This is a genomic window from Agromyces humi, from assembly GCF_009720255.1.
Classification (GTDB): domain Bacteria; phylum Actinomycetota; class Actinomycetes; order Actinomycetales; family Microbacteriaceae; genus Agromyces; species Agromyces humi.
The window spans coordinates 14978-37744 of record NZ_WJSP02000010.1 but is presented as its reverse complement, the minus strand read 5'-3'; the positions used below and the strand labels follow the sequence as shown (position 1 = coordinate 37744).

Below are 22767 nucleotides of genomic sequence, written 5' to 3'. Positions count from 1 at the left end.
GGCGGCATCACGGTCGGCTCCTCGTGGATGAGCGCGACGATCACGGTGTTCACGATCGTGCTGGTCATGAACGCGATCAACTTCATCGACGGCCTCGACGGGCTCGTCGCAGGAGTCGACCTCATCGAGTTCAACTACGACCCGTCAGGGAACCCGAACACGTCGATCCGCGTGCTGGGCTGGGACGGCGACAGCTGGGAGCCGATCGCAACCCCGATCGTCTACCAGGCTGCGGTCGGGAAGAACACCGACACCAACACGACGGGCAACGACGCGACCTTCGGCGAGATGGCGGTCGACCTGACGGCCTCGAACCTCCTGCCGAGCGACGGCGCCTGTCGCACGTTCCTCGACGCCGGATTCATCACCCGCACCGGCAATAACGAGACGGCGACGCTGCAGGACATGCTGAAGTCGTCCAACCCGCTGACCATCACCAACTGCGGCAGCCTCGTCGTGAAGAAGGTCGCGAACCCGGCCGACGCCACGTCGGACGACGTCTTCGACTACACCGTGACCCGCACCGGCGGGGGCATCGTGCACGACGGCACGCTGACCGGCCCGGTGCTGCCCCAGGGCAACAACAACGCGATCGCCGCGCCGATCGGCGTCGGCGACACCCACACGTGGGGCAACGTCTTCGCCGGCACCGACTACCAGCTCGCTGAGACCGTCGACTCCGGGCAGCCGTGGGTGCACCAGTCCACCGTCTGCACCGTGACGAACCCCTCGACCAACCAGGTCGAGACGTACACCAACCAGCCGTTCAAGCTCTTCGTCGGTGCCACCACCACCTGCGTCATCACGAACTCCACGTCCGGCGTGAAGATCACCAAGGTCGCCCAGGGCGACCCGACCACGTTCGACTTCGCCATCAACGGCACGCCCGTGAAGGTCGACGGCGGCACGAGCTCGCCGGTCACCTCCTTCGTGCCCGGCTCGACCGTGACGATCAACGAGTTCCCCGAGCCCGGCACGCCGGCCTGGCACCTCACGGCGCTCACCTGCTCGACGCCGGCGACCACCACCCTCGCGACCGGCACCGCCGTGGTGACCACGGTCGCCGGGCAGATCACCGAGTGCACGTTCACCAATCGGCAGGACGGCGCGATCAGGATCATCAAGAATGTCGCGGGGGCCAACGGCACGTTCGACTTCACGACGACGATCCCCGGCGGTCCGTTCCAGATCACCACGACCGGAGACGTCAAGACGGGGTCGAAGGACTTCACGAGCGTCGCCCCGGGCGACTACACGGTGACCGAGACGACGCCGGCACCGGCGTACGACCTCACCAGCCTTTCCTGCACCGACGACGCCACGGGCGTCGCCTCGACGGGCGATGTGGCGACGGGCGTCGCCAGCATCCACCTCGAACCGGGTGAGCTCGTCACGTGCACCTACACGAACACGCAGCGCGGCAACATCATCGTCAAGAAGGAGACCAACCCCGACGGTTCGACGACCTCGTTCGACTTCACGCTGACGGGCCAGCCCGGCTTCGCGCTGAAGGACGGCGGCGAGAAGGCCTTCAACCAGGTCAAGCCCGGCGCCTACACCCTCACCGAGGCGGCGCTCGCCGGGTGGGATGTCACGAGCATGACCTGCACCTCGGAGAACCCGACCACGGACTCGCCGATCAACATCACCCTCGACCCGGGCGAGACGGTCACGTGCACCGTGCTCAACACCGCGACGCGCGGCGAGGTCACCGTCACGAAGCACGTGGAGGGCGCCGACGACTGGGCGTTCCAGATCGGGATCGACCCGGTTCCCGGCGGACAGCAGAACCCCAAGACGTTGTCCGACGAGACGCCGACCGCCAAGTGGACCGACCTCATCGTCGGCCAGACCTACACGCTGAGCGAGCCAACAGTCGCCGGGTACACCACGCAGGGGTTCACCTGTAACGTCGGCGAGCGCGTTCCCGGAACGAAGTGGCAGTTCACCGTGACCCCGGGTCTCGTGGTCACCTGCGACCTCACGAACGTGGCCACCCCCGGCGAGGTGACCGTCACGAAGACCGTGGCGGGCGTCGCATCCGGAACCGACTGGGAGTTCGACCTCACGATCACGCCGAGCGCCGGGGTGACCCCCGGTGCCACCCAGACGGTGAGCGGCTCGGGGAACACGACCGACAGCGTCACGTGGAAGAACCTCGACGTCGGCACCGAGTACACGATCACGGAGAAGCTGCCGGCCGGGTGGACCGGTGGAGGCGTGGACTGCGGCCCCGACTCGAACCCGAACCTGGCCGGAGACCAGTTCATCGTCACGCCGGGCTTCACACTCTCGTGCACCGTGCTGAACACGGCCGCGCCGGGTTCGGCGAAGATCACGAAGACCTCGGTCGGCGCAAGCGGCACCTTCACCTTCGTGCTCACGCCGCTCGCACCCGCGGGCGCACCGGTCGAGCAGATGATCGCGACTCCCGCCGGCGGCGGGTCGGCCGAGACGACGTTCGCGAACCTCGTGCCCGGAACGACCTACTCCCTGGCGGAGAAGAACCCCGGCAACGGCTGGGTCGCCGGGGAGCTCGTCTGCACCGTGAAGCACGCGGGCAGCGATGCCTCGCAGCCGGTCACCGAGAGCGGGTTCACGGTGCAGGCGGGCGACGTGTTCGCCTGTGACATCACGAACACCGCCAAGGGCAAGATCATCGTCGTCAAGAACATCGACGGTGCTGATGGCACCTTCCAGTTCACGGGCACCTGGCCTTGGGCCGGCGATCCCTCGATCGGCAGCTTCGGCGTCACCACCTCCGGTGGTGTCGGCGCCAACACCTACGACAACGTCGTCGCCGGCAGCTACAGCGTCACGGAGCTGCTGACGAACACCCATGTCGGTCAGCTCGTCGGCTGCGTGGAATCGCGCGCCGGTGGAGCCGACGGCGGTTCGTCCATCGACCAGGGGAACGCGCTCAAGGGGCTCATCGACCTCGACCCGGGCGAGACGATCACGTGCACGTACTCGAACACGGAGCTGTCGACCATCATCATCGACAAGGTGGTGCCGGGCGTCGGTTCGATCCCCGGTGGCGCATCCGTGGCCTTCCCGTTCACCTTCGACGCGCCGAACGCCCCGGCGGCGGGCTTCACGCTCACCGACGGTGACCCGGCGAAGGTCTTCGGGCAGCTGCTTCCCGGCACCTACACGGTGAACGAGTCGGCGACGACCGACTGGAAGCTCCAGGGCCTCGCCTGCTCGCCGAACGGTGGAGTCGAGGTCACGGATGCCACGGCGGACATCACGCTCGCGGCCGGCCAGACCGTGACGTGCACCTATACGAACGTTCCCGAGTCGGGCGACGTGACGGTGCGCAAGATCGTCGAGGGTGTGCCGCAGGGCTACCCGTTCGACTTCGCGATCACGATCTCGCCGGTGGTCACCGGCCAGGACGCGACGCAGCACGTCACGCAGGGTGACTCCAGCGTGAGCTGGAACGACCTCGTGGTCGGCCAGACCTACACCCTCACCGAGGGCGACGTCGGCGGCTGGAACGAGGGCGACTTCGTCTGCAACGGCGGCGACGTCGAGGATGCGGATGCGCAGCTCGCCGGATTCCAGTTCCTCGTGACGCCCGGCCTCTCGCTCGGCTGCACGATCACGAACACGGCGGAGCCCGGCGACGTCACCGTCACGAAGCACGTGGCGGGCGTCCCCGACGGATTCGAGTGGGCCTTCCCGCTCACGATCTCGCCGGCCGACGGCGTGCTTCCGGGAGCCGAGCAGGCCGTGTCGGGAACCGGTGACGAGACCGACAGCGTGACGTGGACGAACCTCGCGATCGGTACCGTGTACACGGTCACGGAGGGCGACCTGCCCGTGGGCTGGACCGGTGGCGCGGTCGTCTGCACCGACATGGACCCCCAGACAACGGGCAACCAGTTCGTCGCGACGCCGGGCGCCTCGCTCACGTGCGAGGTCACCAACGACGTCGTGGCGCCGACCGGCGTGATCACGAAGGACCTCACGTCGATCGAGCAGAACACCGACGGCACCTGGGACCTCGTCTACGAGGTGACGGTCACCAACCAGAGCCCGGTCGCGCCGCTCGTCTACGACCTCGACGACGAGCCGTACTTCGGCGTCGGCGTCGTGATCAACGATTCCTCCGCGACCGGACCTTCGGATGAAGCCGACGACTGGGACGCCGAGGCGTCGAACTTCGTGCTGGCGCGCGACACGTCGGTCGCGGCATCCGGCACCGACACCTACATCGTCACGATCAACGCGACGGTGCCCGAGCAGGTCTACGAGACCAGCCAGGACCGCTGCCAGCCGGGCGACACCGAGCCGGGCGGGTTCCGCAACACGGCGTTCCTGACCGTCGGCGAGGGTGAGCCGCAGGCCGCCACCGCCTGCGACGAGCCGGGACGCACGACCGTCACGAAGGAGGTCGTCGGATCTCCCGAGAACCTGGGCAACGGCGACTGGAAGGTCGTCTACCAGGTCGTCGTGACGAGCGAGAGCGCCGACCTCGATCTGTACTACGACCTCGAGGACGAACTCGGATTCCCCGCTGGTGTCGTGATCGATGACGGCGACGCGGTCGCGACCAACGACGCCGGCGTCGACACGTCCGACTGGAACGGTGACGACGTCACCGTCCTCGCCGACGACGAGCTCATCGCACCACTCGACGTGCACACCTACACGATCACGGTCGTGGCGAACGTGGTGAACGTCACCGAGCTCGACGACGTGACCTGCCTCGCCTCGACGAGCGGCCACGGGTTCTTCAACGGGGCCACGCTCGTCAACGGCACGATCGTGACCGACGTCGACGCGTGCGCGACGATCCCGGTCGGGCGCATCCAACTCCAGAAGACGGTGGACAACTCGGCCCTCGAGGCGATCCTCAGTCGGATCGACCTCGGCGGGGTGACGCCGGGATCGCTTTCGGTGCTGACGCCGGGCGACTGGAACCTGACGGGGGAGAACGCCCCGAAGCTGGAGACGCTGCTCGTCAAGGGTGACTCCGGCCTGGTGTTCACGGTCCCGACCGGTGACTACTCGTTGCTCGAGAAGATCTCCGAGGCGAAGGCCGACTCCCCGCTCCTCGCTTACTACTTCAACGGCGACTGGCTGTGCGGCGTCGACGGCGGAGCGAAGGTCGACACCGGTGACGTCGGTACCGTCACCCTCGGTCACCTGACGAGCTGTGCCGTCGAGAACGAAGCGGAGTCGGTCGACGTCAGCCTCGAGAAGACGTACGAGCTGGCCGAGGGGGCGACCGCGGTCGACGCCGGCGACGAGTTCGACTACGTGCTCACGGTGCGGAACAACGGGACGCTCCCGGTGTCCGAGCTCGACATCGCCGACACGATCGATGCCCGCTTCGCGATCACCGGTGCTGCGGCCTTCGACGGACTCGGCAGCTGGAGCGAGTCCACCGTCGGCAACGAGTTCGCAGCCCACGGCGTCGGACCGTTCGCACCCGGTGACGTCGTGACGGTGCGCATCCCGGTCACGATGCTCCAGCCCGCCCCGGTCGAGGCGCCCGGCGTCGTCGGACCGAACGACCCGCCGCCCGTGGTGGAGCCCGTCGACCTCGGCGACATCCCGAACGCGGCCTGCGTCGCGATCACGCCGACCGAGGGAGCCCTGGCCGACCTCATCTCGACGAACGACTGCGATGACGTCGACGTGCCGCAGAAGGCCATCGACGCCGGAGCCTACCCGCGCTGCGTGAACGACGTGCCGTACCTGTACCTCGACATCAAGGTCTCCGACAGCGTCACGCCCGGGCCGATCACGGTGACGTGGGTCTCCGGCGACGGCACGCTGACCTACGAGGTCGTGGTCCCGTGGGAGGACCGGAACGAGCCGCTGCTCTGGCCCGGTGCCGCGGTGGACGCGAACGGCATCCCGTACCAGTTCCCGGGATGGCGCCCGATCACCGAGCAGGACCTGATCACGCCGCCGACGCCGGGCACGAGGTTCCTCGACCTCATCCTCGACGAGACCGTGCCGACGTACCCGTGGCGTGACATGGTGAACCCCGCGACGGTGACCTTCTCGATCAACCCGAGCCAGGCGGTGCTGGTCACCTACCCGCAGGCCCTGCCGGCGTGCGCGATCGTGCGTCCTCCCGACCTCGACATCGAGAAGACGGCGAGCGTCTCGTCGACGGCGCCCGGTGGCGACTACGAGTACACGCTGAAGGTCACCTCGGTGGGAACCGGGGGCGCGGAGCCCGTCGAGATCTTCGACGCGATCCCGACCGACCTCCGGGTCGACTCGATCTCCACCGCTCCGGCACCCGCATTCCCGCGCTGGGAGGACTGCCAGGTGACCGGAACCGACAGCGCCGGCTACGGAGGCGTGCTCCACTGCGACCTGCTCGGAGTGCTCGGTCCGAACCTCACGACGGCGCCGCCGATCACGCTCGACGTGCACGTGAACCCGGCGAGCCACGCGACGTCCATCTCGAACACCGGTGAGGTGTGCTGGGACGACGCGGATGCACCGGCCGACGCGGAAGCCGTCATCCCGTGTGCGGACGACACCGTCGACGTGCCGGTGAAGCAGGCGGCGATCGCCTCGACGGGATTCGACGTCACGCCCTTCGCCTGGGGCGGCGGCGTGCTCGCCCTCCTGGGTGCGGTGCTCGTCGGCATGACGATCATCCGACGCCGCCGGGAGGGGCGCATCCGGGCCTGAGGCCGGGGGGAACGAACCGAAGGGGTCGGCGCGCGAGCGCCGGCCCCTTCGGCGCGCGGTGCGGGCGCGGGGCGGAACCGGATGGTGGCGGGAACGCCCGCCGTGACGCCGATGTCCCCCGAAGTCCCTCGCCCTCGGACGCGAGTGACGGGGGACAGGTACCCCGTCTTCGGGTGACAAGTGCTTGCAATGCCTGATCAGACGCGGTTTCGAAACGGACCTTGTCCCCCGTATTGGTGTCGAGCGCACCCTGTCGTGTCCCCCGTTCGCTCTGCTTGACTCGGCGCAGTTGCGCAATCCTCAGATCTGCGCCACCCCCCGACGCGAAGGTTCGACAACCATGGACAGCTTGTTCGACCGTTCCTCATCCACTGGCGCCTCCACGACGCGCCGCAGCCGTCGAGAGCGGGTCGAGCGGCGCAGGCGCACGTTCCGCGGGGCCGTGGCGGCCGTGGCGGTCGCGGGCATGCTGGCGATCGGACTGCCCACGATGGCCTTCGCGGATCCGGCGGACGATCCGGGGACCGATGCGTCGACGAGCGAGACCTCGGAGGCGACGACGACCGTCGCACCGACCGAGGAGTCCTCCGCCGCGACGGACCCCGCGACGGATCCGGCGACGGACCCGGCCGAGTCGACGGAGACTCCGGCCGAGGGCACTGAGGAGCCTTCGGACGAGCCGTCGGACGAGACGTCGGACGAGACGTCGACCGATGAGACACCGGAGACCGACGAGCCGACCGACGCACCGCAGCAGCGCACCACGGCACCTGACGACGTGCAGGCCGACGTCGGCGTCTTCGCGGTCCCCCCGGCCACGGGCGACAGCGCGGTCATCACCGTTCGCACGGGCGACGTGCGCAGCACCGCCGACCCGAACTCGATCTCCGCGCTCCCGGGCGTGCAGCTCGGTCTCTACACCGCCCGCACGGGCGGCACGCTCCTCTTCAGCTGTACCGCGGATGCCGCGGGCGACTGCAGCTTCGTCGTGCCCGACACCGATCCGGGCGGCCTCAACCGAGACCGCCAGATGTGGGTGCGGCAGATCGCCGCGCCCGCGGGATACTTCACGAACCCCAGCCTGCGCACGGGTGACGCGTTCGGCGGCGACAACGAGGCCACGAGCTACAGCTTCCGCGTCGGCCTGCTTCAGGGCGGCACCTGGCAGATCCGGCAGGGCCAGACGTACACGACCACCCCGCCGGCCGAGTTCATGGTGAGCTCGGGCAACACCAACCGCGACGCATCCGGAGGCGTCTGGCAGACGTCGCGCAACAACATCGCCGCCCCGCAGCAGTGCGGCCTCGACGTCGCGCTCATCATGGACCTCTCCGGCTCGGTGAACCCCTTCATCGCGCAGGCCCGCGCGGCCGGCGTGACACTGGTCGACTCGCTGACGGGAACGCCGTCACGCGTCGGCCTCTTCACCTTCGCCGCCTCGGCCCCGGCCAACAACAGCAACAACCAGAACCGGCCGATCACCCCGGTGTCGACGGCCGGCGGAGCGGCGACGGTCAACGGCTGGATCAACGGGCTCACCGCACCGACGAACGGAACCACGAACTGGGATCGCGGCCTCCACCAGGTCGCCGTCTCGCCGACGGCCTACGACGTCGCGATCATCCTCACCGACGGCAACCCGACGATCTACGGCTCCGAGACCGCGCCCGGCGACTTCACCCGTATGCGCGAGGTCGAGAACGCCATCTTCTCGGCGAACGCCATCAAGTCCGAGAACACCCGCGTCATCGCCCTCGGCGTCGGCAACGGCGTCAGCAATGCCGACACCGCGCTGAACCTGCGAGCGATCTCGGGAGCGACGGCGTACAACGGCAGCAATGCCGGCACGGCCGACTACTACCAGACCGAGAACTACGCCGCGGCAGGAGCGGCCCTCCGCCAGCTCGCCCTCGGCAACTGCCAGGGATCCGTGAGCGTGGTGAAGCAGGTCGTGCCGCCGGGCGGGACGATCGCGCAGGCGCAGCCGACCGGGGGCTGGGCCATCTCCGCCACCAACCCCTCCGCAGGCGTCTCGGTCGGAACCCCGAACCCGGCGAACGGGCAGACCGGCGCGGGCACCGGCTCGATCAACTACCCGCTGGACTTCACGGGCGGGACCACCACGGGGACCGTGGTGATCCGCGAGACGATGCAGGCCGGATTCACGGGCCTGCCGCAGTCGGGCCTCAACGCGGTCTGTCGCAACCTCAGCGATCCCGCCCAGCCGATCATCGCGGGCGTGACGAACAACAACACCGTGCCCGGGCAGCCGGGCGTCAACGTGCCGGTCAGCCCGAGCACGGCGGTCAGCTGCACCTTCTACAACCAGGCGCCGAACCCGGCGGCCACGGTCGTGGTGAACAAGCTCTGGGCGATCAACGGTCAGCCGGCGATCCCGCACGGCCAGAACCCCGCCCTCACCGGCAACGCCGTGGTGAACGGCCAGGGCACCGGCTTCGGCAACGTCGTCGGCGGATTCTCCGCCGGGCAGACCATCCCGATCAACGAGACCCTCGGTGCCCTGCCGACCCTCTGCACGGTCGTCAGCAAGACGGTGACGCAGGTGAACGGCAGCGGCACGAACGTGCCCCTGACGAACCCCTACCAGCTCCAGCTCGTGGCCGGGGCGAACTCGGTGCAGATCACGAATACCGTGACGTGCCCGACGCGACTGACCCTGCGCAAGGACGTCGCCGACGACGCCGTGCCGACCAACCTCTGGACGCTCGACGCCCTGACACCCGGCGGTGGAGCCCTCGCGTTCCCCGAGGGCCAGGACAGCGGCTCCGGCGTCACCGGCACGATCACGCCGGGCGTGGTCTACCCGCTCGCCGAGTCGGGCGGCGATCCGCGCTACACGCAGCTCGACAACCGCGACCCGGTGCTCTCGGTGCCCGGTTCCACTGGCAGCTGGGCGTGCGTTCCGCTGGATGCCAACGGCCAGCCGACCGGCGGCAACGCCGGTGGTCTCAACGGCGGCGTGAACGTCGGCTTCGGCAACTGGGTGCAGTGCACCGCGGTGAACCAGACCGCACGGCTCACCCTCGTGAAGACCCTCCAGCCGATCGACGGCATCACCGCGAACCCGGCCGCGTGGAGCCTCACGGCCACGCCGAGCGCCCCGGCGATCCCCGGGCTCGACGCCCAGACCGTCACCACGGGCCAGACGATCTCGGTCCGGCCGGGCAAGGCCTACACGATCTCCGAGTCCGGTGGCCCCGCCGGCTGGGAGCAGGTCTCCATCCAGTGCGACACCGGTCCGAACGGCACCTACGTCACGACGACGACCGTCACCCTCCCGGCGCTCGACAGCGCGACCTGCGTGATCACGAACCGTCCGATCCCGCCGAAGCTGTCACTCGACAAGGTGGTCACCGGCGGCGTGGCACCCGACACGGCCTGGACGCTGAGCGCCACCCGGAACGACACCGCCGCCGTCGTGGCATCCGGTGCCGGTGGCACCCCCGGCTTCGTGACGGTGCCCGCCGGCGTGGCACTGACGCTCGCCGAGTCGACGGCGCTGCCGAACGCGGACCAGTTCCAGGCTGGCACCTGGCAGTGCTCGAAGAACGGCGGCGCGAACGTGCCCGGCCCGGCCGTCGGCGCCCTCGGCGCCGGCGACTCGGTGGCCTGCGTCGTGACCAACACGCTGAAGCCGTTCACGCCGACCGTCGTCAAGAACGTCGCCGTCCCGGTCATGAACCCCGACGGCACGTGGACGATCACCTACACGATCGACGTGAAGAACCCGAGCGCCTTCGCGCCGGTCACCTACGGGCTGGCCGACCAGCTCGGCTTCGGCGGTGACATCACGATCCTCGACGCCGACTACGCCGAGCCGAACGGCGGCCCGTCGCATCCGTTCGCCGGCGGCTTCGGCAGCGTGCAGACGTTCACCGCCGGCAGGTCCCTGCCCGCCGGTGCGACCGACACCTGGACGGTCGTCGTGCAGGCGCAGGTGGACGCCGGCGCCTTCGCCGACCCCGACAACGAGCTGGCCTGCCCCGCTCCGACCTCGGGTGACGACGGCGGATTCCTGAACACCGCGACCCTGTCGGTGAACGGCCAGACCGTCGGAGAGGACGACGCCTGTGCCGAGCCGGTGAACCCCACGATCACGAAGGTGGGCGGTGCTGCGGTCGCGAACGGCGACGGCACGTGGACCCTCCCGTACACGATCACCGTCCTGAACCCGTCGGCCACGATCGGCGTGATCTACGACCTCGAGGACGCCCTCGACCTGCCGGCCTCGGCCGAGGTCGTCGGCACCGCGAGCGTCGTGTCGTCGCCGGTGCCCACCGTGGTGGGCTGGACCGGGCTCGCGCCGAACACCCTGCTCGCCGACGGCGTCTCGCTCCCGGGAACCCCCGGGGTCGACCAGCACGTCTACCAGATCGCCGTGACGGTGCGCATCGGGGCGGATGACCCGGCCTACACCTGCCCGTCCGACAACGGCCTGAACAACACGGCCACGCTCCTCTCGGGCAACCAGGAGACGGATGCCACCGGCTGCGTCACCGTGGACACCCCCGACATCGTGCACGAGAAGTCCGTGGTGTTCGGCTCGGTGTCGCAGGGCGCCGACGGCCTCTGGACGATCGCCTACGACGTCGTCGTGACGAACACGGACGCGTTCGGCGGCACGTACTCCCTGGCCGACGAACTGCACTTCGGTGCGGGCATCGACCTCAGCGGAGCGGGCTATGCCGTCACGAAGGACGGCGCGCCGTACCCCACGTCGTGGGCCGGGTCCGGCGACCTCGCCGTCGACGCGTACCTCGCGGGGAACGCCTCGACGACGTATCGGATCACCGTGACGGGCATCGCCCTCGACGGCCCCGACCTCACCCCGGCGCAGACGGCCTGTCCGTCGGACGCGAGCGACGGCGCGTTCAACAACGCCGCCGTGCTCACGGTCGGCGGCGAGGACACCACCGACACCGCGTGCGACAACCCGAGCGCGCCCACGATCGCGAAGACCGGGGCGACGGCAGTCCAGCAGCCCGACGGCAGCTGGAACGTGAGCTACACGCTCACGGTCGCCAACACCGCGCCGGGGTCCAAGCCGGGCTTCTACTCGCTCATCGACGACCCGCAGTTCCCCGCGGGCGTGATCTACAACTCCTACGTGATCGACGGCGGCCCGACCGTGGCCTATGACGGCACGACCGACATCGTCGTCGCGACCGATGAGCCGATCGCAGCCGGCGAGACCGACGTCTTCACGATCGTGCTGAACGTCGACGTCCCCTCGGGCAGCGTGCCCGAGGCCGACCTCGAGTGCACCGTCGCCGCACCCGCTCCCGGCAAGGGCTTCTTCAACGAGGCCGTGCTGACGAGCGGGGAGATCGTGCGCGACGACGAGGAGTGCACCGACATCACCGACGGCGGCGTGCCGACCGTGGTGAAGAGCGACCCGACCGTGACGCAGGACGGCGACGGCGTCTGGACCGCCGTGTACGACGTGACGGTCACCGGCAACGCCGACTTCATCACGAAGTACACGCTCAGCGACACGCTGCGCTTCGGCCCCGAGGTCGAGATCCTCTCGGCCGAGTGGGCGGGCGAGGGCGACGAGGGCGACTGGGCCGATCCCGAGGCGAACCCGACGGAGACCATCGTGGGCTCGCCGAAGATCATCGGCATCGACGAGGTCGACACCTACACGGTGACGGTCACGGCGACGGTCGACGCCGACGCGTTCGCGGACCCCACCACGGGCACCTGTGACGCGACCGAGGGCGAGCCGAACGTCGGATTCCTCAACGAGGCGTCCCTCACCTCGGGCACCACCACCCAGACCGACACCGGCTGCGGCCTCCCCGCCCAGCCCGAGGTCGTGAAGACCACGGTCGGCGGCGTCGTGTGGGCCGGCGACCACTGGGAGGCCGGCTACCAGATCACGGTGCGGAACCTCAGCGCCGACCAGGGCCTCGTCTACGACCTCAGCGACACGCCCGACTTCACGGGTGATGTCACGATCGTCGACCGGGAGATCAGCAGCGCGGATGTCACGGTGAACCCCGCTTGGAATGGCGCGGACTCCACCGACGACACCGTCGTGGAGGACGAGGCGCTGCCCGGCGGCGTGACCCACACCTTCGACGTCGTGGTGTCCTTCACCGTGGACGACGTGCCCGGCGACGCCTCCCACCGCTGCGACGGTGAGGGCGGCCAGGGCCTGCTGAACGGCGCGCTCGTCGTCTCGGGCGACGACTACGAGTCCGAGGCCTGCTTCGACGTCCCGGTGGTGGTCGAGCTCCAGAAGCTCTGGGTGATCGACGGCGGCGACCCGATCGCCTGGGACAGCGATGCGCTGCCCGAGGGCTTCGAGGCCACGCCGACGCTCGACGGCGATCCGGTCGCCTGGGGCGAGGAGTACGGGCCCTACGTCGAGGACGACGAGGTGTCGATCGACGAGACCGACGTCGTCATCCCCGAGGGCTGCGAGCTCGTCGGCACCGACGGCACCGGCCTCGAGACCCTCGTCGACACTCACAACGTGTTCACGGTGACGAACGAGGTCGACTGCGAGCAGGAGGTGACGCTCGAGAAGATCGTCGACAACGCGCACGGCGGCGACGCCGTAGCGGCCGACTGGACCCTCAGCGGCACGAACGTGGGCGACGACGCCGACACCTTCAGCGGTGACGGCTCGGCCACCGGCTCGGTGCTGGTCGACACGGGCTACACGCTCAACGAGGTGTCCACCGTCTGGGAGGACGGCGTCGCGTACGAGGTCTCGCAGACCTGGTCGTGCACCTCGCCGCAGGGCGAGGACGCGTTCACCCTGTCGACGACCGACGGCGCGACGAACGCCACGCTCACGGTCACGCAGCTCGGCGCGAGCGTCGACTGCGAGATCGTGAACACGGATGTCGCACCGAAGCTCACGCTCGTGAAGACCGTCGAGCCGGCCGAGGTCGCGGGCGACTTCCCGCCCACCCTCTGGACGCTCACGGCCTCCGACGGGGACACCGAGGTGCTCTCGGGCGCCGGCGGCGCCACGGGCGAGGTCGACTCGAACACGCCGTACACGCTCGGCGAGTCCGCGGACTTCCCCGAGGCCGACGAGTTCGAGGGCGGTGACTGGGTCTGCACGGTGACGAGCACCGACCCGAACACGCCGGCCGAGCTCGAGGGCGCCGACGTCACGCTCGAGCCGGGCCAGACGGTGACCTGCGAGATCGTGAACACCGCCAAGCCCGCCGAGTACACGGTCGACAAGACGGTGTCCTCCACCGAGCAGCTGCCCGACGGCAGCTGGGTGATCGTCTACTCCCTCGAGGTCGAGAACCTCAGCGGGGTGTCGCCGCTCACCTACGACCTCGAGGACGACCTCGACCTGTTCGGCTCCGGCATCACGGTCGACGAGGCATCCTGGACCGGCCCCGACGGAGCATCGGGCAGCTGGGACGACCTGCCGGCGACCACGACCGCGACGCTGGCGGACGACGTGGTGCTGCCCGCGGCGACCACCCACGTCTACACGATCACCGTCGGCGCGACCGTGACCGAGGAGGCATGGGAGGACCAGACCACCGAGTGCAGCCAGGAGACCGTCGAGGAGGGCGGCTTCCGGAACGTCGGCACGCTGACCGTCGACGGACTGCCGAACGAGGTGAGCGCATGCGACGAGCCGGGACAGGCGACGGCCGAGAAGCTCGTCACCGGCCCGGCGACGAACCTCGGGCTCGGCAACTGGGAGGTCGAGTACGAGATCACCGTCACGAACGACAGCGATGACGACCTGTTCTACGACCTGAGCGACACGCCGGCCTTCCCGGCGGGCGTCGTCATCACGAGTGCGGTGGCCACCGATCCGAACGGTGACGTCGTCGCCTCGTGGAACGGCGACACCGACACGACGCTCACCACGGGCGACCTCATCGCCGCGGCCACGACCGAGGTGTGGACCATCACGATCCAGGCGTTCGTCGCGAACATCCAGTCGATCGACACGGTGGACTGCGTGGCCTCCGAGACCGGCAACGGCTTCTTCAACGGCGCGACGTTCGGCAACGGCACGATCGTGACCGAGCTCGACGACTGCACGAACATCCCGGTCGGCCAGATCGGGCTGCAGAAGTTCGTCGACAACTCGGCCTTCGCGAACATCGACCTCGGCGGGCTCACCCCGTTGCAGGCGAACGCGTGGAACCTGCTGGCGGCGGGCCTCGTGAACGTCGGCGGCATCGGCAGCGGCCAGCTCGTGTTCACCGTCCCCACGGGCACCTACAGCCTGTCCGAGACGCCGAACGCGACCGGCCTCGCGAACCCGCTGCTGCAGTTCTACGAGAACGGCGGCTGGGGCTGCGTCCGCGGCGGACAGCCGACGGACGCGACGGTCGTGCTCGGCGCACGCGTCGACTGCCAGGTCACGAACGTGGCGGAGCCGGTCGACGTGGGCATCGTCAAGGAGTACGTGCTTCCCGAGGGCCAGACGGCGGTTGAGGAAGGCGATGCCTTCGAGTACACGCTCACCGTGACGAACCACGGCACGGAGCCGGTGACGAACGTGGTGGTCAGCGACCTGCTGCCCGACACGCTCGAGATCACCGGGCCCGCGACCTTCGATCCCGACAGCGGCGACTTCGTCGAGAACACCGTCGGCAACCAGTTCAGCGCGACGGCGGCCGGGCCGTTCGGCCCCGGGACGATCACGACGATCACCATCCCGGTGCTCTTCACGGTCGTGCCGGTCGACGCGCCGCCCGCCGTCGGACCCGACGACCCGCCCCCGGTGATCCCGCCGCTCGACAGCGACCCGATCCCGAACGAGGCGTGCGTTGAGGTCGACGAGGACGACCTGTTCACCACGAACGACTGCGACGACGTGGATGTCCCCGTGAAGCGGATCGACTCGGGCGCCTACGTGCGCTGCGTGAACGACGTGCCGTGGCTGTACTACGACATCTCGGTCACCGACAACGTCGCCCCGGCTGACATCACGGTCACGTGGGTCTCGGCGGACGGCACGCAGACGAAGGTGGAGACGATCCCCTGGGACGCGCGCACCGGCCGGCTCCTGTGGCCGGGGGCTGCGGTGGACGCGAACGGCATCCCGTACGCGTTCCCCGGTTGGCGCCCCATCACCGAACAGGACCTGATCACGCCGCCGACGCCCGGAACGAGGTTCCTCGACCTGATCCTCGACGAGACCGTGCCGACCTATCCCTGGCGCGACCAGGTGAACCCGGCCTCGATCACGTTCTCGATCAACCCGAGCGAGGAGGTGCTGGCGGTCTACCCGCAGGCGCTGCCGACCTGTGCGATCGAGCGCCCGTCGGAGCTCGTCATCGAGAAGACCGCGAGCGTCACGTCGACGAAGCCCGACGCGAGCTTCTCGTACACGCTGGGGGTCACCTCGGTCGGCACGGGTGCCGCGGACACCGTGGAGATCTTCGACACGATCCCCACTCACCTCCGAGTGGACTCGATCACCACGGATCCGGCCCCCGCGTTCCCCCGCTGGGAGGACTGCGAAGTGACCGGCAAGGACTCGGCAGGCTACGGCGGGACGCTTCACTGCGACCTGCTGGGGGTGCTGGGACCGAACATCACGACGGCGCCCGACATCGTGCTCGGCGTGCACGTGCGACCGGGAACCACGGCGTCCTCGATCGTCAACACCGGTGAGGTCTGCTGGGATGACGCAGACACGGGCGATGACGTGCCCGATCTGACCGAGTGCGCCGAGGACGCGGTGACGGTGAGCCTGCCGCAGAAGACCGCCGTGACCGGCTTCGCATCCGAGCCCTGGCTCTGGTTCGGTGGCGGCCTGATGCTCCTCGGCGGCCTGGGCGTCGCCTGGGTCCTCATCCGGCGGCGACGGGGAACGGTGTCCGGCGACTGAGACGGTGACCCGGCGGGGCGGTGACGCCCCGCCGGGTCGGACCGCCCGGCACGGCGCAGGGGGAACCGCCTGCCGGTGCCACGACGAAGGGCCGGTGCATCGCACCGGCCCTTCGTCGTGGTCCGTGTCAGCGCCTCAGGGCTTGCCGCGCATGATGGCCTGCTTGACCTCGGCGATCGCCTTCGTCACCTCGATGCCGCGGGGGCACGCATCGGTGCAGTTGAAGGTCGTGCGGCAGCGCCACACGCCCTCCTTGTCGTTCAGGATGTCGAGCCGCACGGATGCCGCGTCGTCGCGCGAGTCGAAGATGAACCGGTGCGCGTTGACGATGGCCGCAGGCCCGAAGTACTGGCCGTCGGTCCAGAACACGGGGCACGACGAGGTGCACGCGGCGCACAGGATGCACTTCGTGGTGTCGTCGAAGATCTCGCGCTTGGCGATCGACTGGATGCGCTCCTTGCCGGCCTCGGGGGTGGAGTTCGCGATGAGGAACGGCTGCACCTCGCGGTAGCTCGCGAAGAACGGCTCCATGTCGACGACGAGGTCCTTCTCGAGCGGCAGGCCCTTGATCGCCTCGACGTAGATGGGCTTCGAGATGTCGAGGTCCTTGATGAGCGTCTTGCACGCGAGCCGGTTGCGCCCGTTGATGCGCATCGCGTCGGAGCCGCAGATGCCGTGCGCGCAGGAGCGGCGGAACGTGAGCGAGCCGTCCTGCTCCCACTTGATCTTGTGCAGGGCGTCCAGCACGCGGTCGGTGGGGTACATCTCGACGTCGAAGTCCTGCCAGCGCGGCTCGGTGTCGACGTCGGGGTCGAAGCGGCGGATCAGGAATGTGACGGTGAACGACTGGATGGCGGCATCCGTCGACTGGGCCTCGAGCGTGGCGGTGGTCACGTCAGTACTTCCTCTCCATCGGCTGGTAGCGGGTGATGGTCACGGGTTTCCAGTCGAGCCGGATGTGATCGTCGGCGAGCGAGGAGTGCGCGTCGCCCGACAGGTAGGCCATCGTGTGCTGCATGTAGTTCACGTCGTCGCGGTTCGGGAAGTCGTCGCGCATGTGGCCGCCACGGCTCTCCTTGCGATTGCGAGCCGAGAAGACGACGACCTCGGCGAGGTCGAGGAGGAAGCCGAGCTCGACCGCCTCGAGGAGGTCGGTGTTGAACCGCTTGCCCTTGTCCTGCACGGCGATGTTCCGGTAGCGGTCGCGCAGCCCGGCGATCACGCTCGTGACGTGCGCCAGCGACTCGTCGGTGCGGAACACCTGCGCACCCTTGTCCATCTCGTCCTGGAGCTCCTTGCGGATCGCGGCGATCCGCTCGGTGCCGTTCGAGTCGCGGAGCAGCTGCAGCATGCGGCGGATGTCGCCGGCGGGGTCGTCGGGCAGCGGCACGAAATCGGCCGTCTGCACGTACTCGACCGCGTTGCGGCCGGCGCGCTTGCCGAAGACGTTGATGTCGAGCAGCGAGTTCGTGCCGAGGCGGTTGGAGCCGTGCACCGAGACGCACGCGCACTCGCCGGCGGCGTACAGACCGGGCACCACCGTGGTGTTGTCGCGCAGCACCTCGGCGGCGACGTTGGTCGGGATGCCGCCCATCGCGTAGTGCGCGGTGGGCATCACCGGGACGGGCTCGTACACCGGGTCGACGCCGAGGTAGGTGCGTGCGAACTCGGTGATGTCGGGGAGCTTCGTCTCGAGCACCTCCGCGCCGAGGTGCGTGCAGTCGAGGAGCACGTAGTCCTTGTGCGGGCCGGCGCCGCGACCCTCGGCCACCTCCTGCACCATGCAGCGGGCGACGATGTCACGCGGGGCGAGGTCCTTGATGGTGGGGGCGTAGCGCTCCATGAACCGCTCGCCCGAGGCGTTGCGGAGGATCGCGCCCTCACCGCGCGCGCCCTCGGTGAGGAGGATGCCGAGCCCGGCGAGGCCGGTCGGGTGGAACTGGAAGAACTCCATGTCCTCGAGCGGCAGGCCCTTGCGCCAGATGATGCCGACGCCGTCGCCGGTGAGGGTGTGCGCGTTCGAGGTGGTCTTGTAGATCTTGCCGAAGCCGCCCGTGGCGAAGATGATCGCCTTGGCCTGGAAGACGTGCAGCTCGCCGGTGGCGAGCTCGTAGGCGACGATGCCCGACGGCTGCTCGACGCCGTCGACCTCGGTCATCACGAGGTCGAGCGCGTAGTACTCGTTATAGAACTCGATGCCGAGCTTCACGCAGTTCTGGAACAGCGTCTGCAGGATCATGTGGCCCGTGCGGTCGGCCGCGTAGCACGCCCGGCGCACCGGGGCCTTGCCGTGGTCGCGCGTGTGGCCGCCGAAGCGCCGCTGGTCGATCTTGCCCTCGGGCGTGCGGTTGAACGGCAGGCCCATGTTCTCGAGGTCGATGACCGCGTCGATGGCCTCCTTGGCGAGGATCTCGGCGGCGTCCTGGTCGACGAGGTAGTCGCCGCCCTTGACGGTGTCGAAGGTGTGCCACTCCCAGCTGTCCTCCTCGACGTTGGCGAGGGCGGCGGCCATGCCGCCCTGCGCCGCGCCCGTGTGGGACCGCGTCGGGTAGAGCTTCGAGATGACCGCCGTCCGCGCACCTGGGCCGGCCTCGATGGCCGCCCGCATGCCCGCGCCGCCGGCGCCGACGATGACGATGTCGTACTGGTGGTAGTGGACGCCGTCGACGATCTTCGTCTCGACGTGGGCGCTCTCGGGATTCACAGGTCTCCTAGACGGCGGGGCAGAACGAGGGGAGCAGGTCGGCGGGGGAGCCCGCGGGGCACGGGTCGAACGTGAAGACCACGAGGGTGCCGAGCACGATCAGCACGGCTGCCGCGGCGAACAGCGCGCCCTTCAGCACCTTCTGCACCGTGCCCGGGTTCGTGTAGTCGTTCACGATGGTGCGCATGCCGTTGGCGCCGTGGATGAGTGCGAGCCAGAGCATCAGTACGTCCCACCACTGCCAGAACGGCTGCGCCCACTTGCCGCCGACGAACCCGAAGTCGATGGCCTTGATGCCCTCGCCGTCGATGAGGTTCACCCAGAGGTGCCCGAAGATGAGCACGAGGAGCACCACGCCCGAGGCGCGCATGTAGATCCAGCCCCACTTCTCCCAGTTCACGCCACGCTTGCGGGCGGGGCGTGCGGGAGTGCGAGGCGCTTCGATGGCAGTCATGTCCCTGGGCCTCCTCAGTGGCTGAAGACGTTCATCAGGTGCCGTGGCACGAAGGCGAGCATGGTCACGACCCAGAGGGCGATGACCACGTAGAAGAGGACCTTCTGGTGCCGGGTGGCCCACGTCCAGAAGTCGACGAGGATGATGCGCAGGCCGTTGAAGGCGTGGAAGACGATCGCGCCGACGAGTGCCACCTCGCCGAGGCCCATGATGGGCGTCTGGTAGGTGCCGATGACCGCGTTGTAGGCCTCGGGGCTGACCCGCACGAGCGACGTGTCGAGCACGTGCACGAGGAGGAAGAAGAAGATCGCGACACCCGTGATGCGGTGCAGCACCCACGACCACATTCCCTCTCGGCCGCGATACAGCGTGCCGCCAGGCCTCTGCTTCGCCGGCTTCCCGGATGCGGTCAGGGTTCCTGCCGAGGTCTCTGGCATGAACAACCCTCCCTGGCTGTGTGATTGGCCCCGGACATGAGGGCATGACGGGCGCACGGCCCGGTTCGAGTGTAGTCCCGAGCCGATCACGACGCCGCTTAGGGCTGCCTAACTGTCTCGATGTCGAGAGACCTCGTCGAGCGGATGCCGCATGCCGGACGCGCGCGCGACCCCCGGTCGCACGCGCGACCCCCGGCCGAAACACGCGGCCCGGTATCCTCGGACCCATGTCCGATGCATCCCTTCCCCTCGACGGCTTCTACAGCGTCATCCCCGCCGGCGGCGTCGGGTCCAGGCTGTGGCCGCTGTCCCGGGCGGACGCGCCGAAGTTCCTGCACGACCTGACCGGTTCCGGCCAGACGCTGTTGAAGGACACGTGGGATCGGCTCGCGCCGCTCTCGGGCGGGCAGCGCATCATGGTCGTCACCGGCCGCGCCCACCGTGCGGCCGTGGAGGAGCAGCTCCCGGAGCTCGCGGATGCGAACGTCGTGCTCGAGAGCGAGCCGCGTGACTCGACCGCCGCCATCGGGCTCGCCGCGGCCATCCTCGAGCGCCGAGAGCCGGGCGTGGTGATCGGCTCGTTCGCGGCCGACCACGTGATCTCGGGCGACGCCCTCTTCCGCTCCGCCGTCACCGATGCGGTGGCCGCCGCCCGAGCCGGCTACATCGTGACGATCGGCATCACCCCCACCGAGCCGGCGGTGGGCTTCGGCTACATCGAGTGCGGCGGTCCCATCGAGGTCGACGGTGCCCAACGTGTCGAGGCGGTCTCGAACTTCGTCGAGAAGCCCGACCTCGAGACGGCACGGCGCTATCTCGCCGGCGGCGACCACCTGTGGAACGCCGGCATGTTCATCGCGAAGGCCTCGACGCTGCTCGAGGAGCTCGCGCGCACGAAGCCCGAACTGCACGATGCGCTCCTGGAGCTCGCCGCGGCCTGGGACGACCCCGCCACGCGCGGGCCCGCCGTCGACCGCATCTGGCCGACCATCGAGAAGATCGCGATCGACTACTCCGTCGCCGAGCCGGCGGCCGCGGCGGGTCGCCTCGCCGTGATCCGCGGCCACTTCCAGTGGGACGACGTGGGCGACTTCGCGTCGCTCGCCAAGCTGAACACGGCCGGGCGCTCCGGTGAGCTGGCCATCCTCGGCGAGAATGCCCGAGTGCTGGCCGACGCGTCGAGCGGCATCGTGGTGAGTCGCGCGAACCGGGTCATCAGCCTGATCGGCGTGCACGATATCGTCGTGGTCGACACGCCCGACGCGCTCCTCGTCACCACGAGCGAGCACGCCCAGCGCGTCAAGGCCGTCGTCGACGCGCTGCGGCTCGGCGGTTCGAGCGACGTGCTCTAGCGATCACACGAGGAACGGGAGCTGCGGATGTCGGTACGACGGTGGTTCGGCAATGGGGCGGCGCTCGTCGCGGCATCCGTCATGCTCGCGGGCTGTGCGCCCGCACCCGAGTCGGGCGGCACGCAGGCGCCCGACGCGGGGTGCGTGCGCATGGTCACGAACTCGGGCGGGCTCGAGGACCGCTCGTTCAACCAGTCGAGCTGGGAGGGCCTGCAGCAGGCGGAGGACGAGCTCGGCGTCGATGCCGAGGCCATCGTCTCGACCGGTGAGACCGACCTCGAACCCAACGTGCAGCAGGCGGTGGACTCCGGCTGCGAGCTCATCGTGACGGTGGGCTACGAGTTGGCCGAGGCGACGCTCCAGCAGGGCGAGGCGAACCCCGACCTCGCCTTCGCGATCGTCGACGAGACCGTCGACGGCGAGAACGTCAAGCCCGTGGTCTTCGACACCGCGCAGGCGTCGTTCCTCGCGGGGTACCTCGCCGCCGGGGTGTCGAAGACCGGAGTCGTGGCCACCTTCGGCGGCGGCAACCAGCCCCCGGTCACCCTCTTCATGGACGGGTTCGTCGACGGCGTCGCGAAGTACAACGAGGTGCACGGCACGGCCGTGCGCGCGCTCGGATGGGACAAGGCGAAGCAGGACGGCGCCTTCACCGGCGACTTCGAGGACATCAACAAGGGCAAGGCGCTCACCGAGGGCTTCATCGACCAGGGCGCCGACGTGATCCTGCCGGTCGCGGGCCAGGTGGGCGAGGGCGCGGCCTCTGCGGCGCTCGAGCGCGGCGGGGTCTCCGTGATCTGGGTCGACAGCGATGGCTACGAGTCGCTGTCGCCCGAGTTCCGCCCGGTGCTGCTCACGAGCGTGCTGAAGAACACGCAGGACGCGATGGTCGAGATCGTCGGCGCCGTGCAGGACGGCTCGTTCTCGAACGAGCCCTACGTGGGCACGCTCGAGAACGGCGGGGTCGAGATCGCGCCCTACCACGACCTCGCCGGACTCGTGACGCCCGAACTCGACGGTGAGATCGAGGGGCTGCGACAGGCGATCATCGCGGGTGAGCTCGTGGTCGATTCGCCCAGCTCGCCCGGCTCGCGCTGACGCCGAGCGCAATTCGAGCCGTCCCGCCCGCGGGTCTGGCCCCCGTGCGGGGGAGTAGATCGCTGCTCATATGAGCAGAATGTCGCGTCTTCATAACCATTGCAGGTCCCGGGCGGCTGGGGCCCGGGTGGCGGGCGCAACATTCGGTAACGTGACTCAACGAGTCCCCGCGACGGTCGGGGCGCAGTCTTTGGAGGACA

The 22767-nt window shown here is 69.3% G+C and carries 8 protein-coding genes and 1 pseudogene; 5 read left to right on the top strand and 4 right to left on the bottom strand.

All coding sequences use genetic code 11. The annotated features are described in order from the left end of the window. From GH736_RS24815 to GH736_RS02345, 3 genes and pseudogenes are all read left to right on the top strand, one after another. Nucleotides 1–126, top strand: a pseudogene (locus GH736_RS24815) (undecaprenyl/decaprenyl-phosphate alpha-N-acetylglucosaminyl 1-phosphate transferase); the annotation flags it as partial. 162 nt (nucleotides 127–288) lie between these two features. After that, nucleotides 289–6666 (top strand): prealbumin-like fold domain-containing protein, encoded by a 6378-nt coding sequence (locus GH736_RS02350; RefSeq protein WP_328596778.1) that lies wholly within the window; start codon nucleotides 289–291, stop codon nucleotides 6664–6666. A 340-nt stretch (nucleotides 6667–7006) separates the two neighbouring features. Further along, nucleotides 7007–16522 carry a VWA domain-containing protein gene (locus GH736_RS02345; RefSeq protein WP_159599893.1) on the top strand — a complete coding sequence of 3172 codons (9516 nt, stop codon included), beginning with the start codon at nucleotides 7007–7009 and terminating at the stop codon, nucleotides 16520–16522. A gap of 135 nt (nucleotides 16523–16657) precedes the next feature. Here GH736_RS02345 and GH736_RS02340 read toward each other — a convergent pair whose 3' ends face one another. The 4 genes from GH736_RS02340 to sdhC are packed head-to-tail and all read right to left on the bottom strand — an operon-like array spanning nucleotide 16658 to nucleotide 20117. Then, the gene (locus GH736_RS02340; protein WP_159599891.1) at nucleotides 16658–17416 is read right to left on the bottom strand and encodes a succinate dehydrogenase iron-sulfur subunit; all 759 of its coding nucleotides are present in this window, start codon (nucleotides 17414–17416) and stop codon (nucleotides 16658–16660) included. 1 nt (nucleotide 17417) lies between these two features. Next, the gene (gene sdhA, locus GH736_RS02335; protein WP_159599889.1) at nucleotides 17418–19226 is read right to left on the bottom strand and encodes a succinate dehydrogenase flavoprotein subunit; all 1809 of its coding nucleotides are present in this window, start codon (nucleotides 19224–19226) and stop codon (nucleotides 17418–17420) included. A gap of 7 nt (nucleotides 19227–19233) precedes the next feature. Beyond that, on the bottom strand, nucleotides 19234–19680 hold the full coding sequence (locus tag GH736_RS02330) for a succinate dehydrogenase hydrophobic membrane anchor subunit (RefSeq protein WP_159599887.1): 447 nt from the start codon (nucleotides 19678–19680) through the stop codon (nucleotides 19234–19236). Between the two features lie 14 nt (nucleotides 19681–19694). Continuing rightward, nucleotides 19695–20117 carry a succinate dehydrogenase, cytochrome b556 subunit gene (sdhC, locus tag GH736_RS02325; RefSeq protein ID WP_159599885.1) on the bottom strand — a complete coding sequence of 141 codons (423 nt, stop codon included), beginning with the start codon at nucleotides 20115–20117 and terminating at the stop codon, nucleotides 19695–19697. A 227-nt stretch (nucleotides 20118–20344) separates the two neighbouring features. Here sdhC and GH736_RS02320 point away from each other — a divergent pair, with 227 nt between their 5' ends. Beyond that, nucleotides 20345–21469 carry a mannose-1-phosphate guanylyltransferase gene (locus GH736_RS02320; protein ID WP_159599883.1) on the top strand — a complete coding sequence of 375 codons (1125 nt, stop codon included), beginning with the start codon at nucleotides 20345–20347 and terminating at the stop codon, nucleotides 21467–21469. Nucleotides 21470–21496: 27 nt separating this feature from the next. Further along, nucleotides 21497–22567 carry a BMP family lipoprotein gene (locus tag GH736_RS02315; protein ID WP_159599881.1) on the top strand — a complete coding sequence of 357 codons (1071 nt, stop codon included), beginning with the start codon at nucleotides 21497–21499 and terminating at the stop codon, nucleotides 22565–22567. Nucleotides 22568–22767 lie beyond the last annotated feature (200 nt).

Coding starts and splice junctions, on each gene's coding strand:
- GH736_RS02350 (WP_328596778.1), top strand. CDS start 289: ATGGCGGTCGACCTGACGGCCTCGAACCTCCTGCCGAGCGACGGCGCC.
- GH736_RS02345 (WP_159599893.1), top strand. CDS start 7,007: ATGGACAGCTTGTTCGACCGTTCCTCATCCACTGGCGCCTCCACGACG.
- GH736_RS02330 (WP_159599887.1), bottom strand. CDS start 19,680: ATGACTGCCATCGAAGCGCCTCGCACTCCCGCACGCCCCGCCCGCAAG.
- sdhC (WP_159599885.1), bottom strand. CDS start 20,117: ATGCCAGAGACCTCGGCAGGAACCCTGACCGCATCCGGGAAGCCGGCG.
- GH736_RS02320 (WP_159599883.1), top strand. CDS start 20,345: ATGTCCGATGCATCCCTTCCCCTCGACGGCTTCTACAGCGTCATCCCC.
- GH736_RS02315 (WP_159599881.1), top strand. CDS start 21,497: ATGTCGGTACGACGGTGGTTCGGCAATGGGGCGGCGCTCGTCGCGGCA.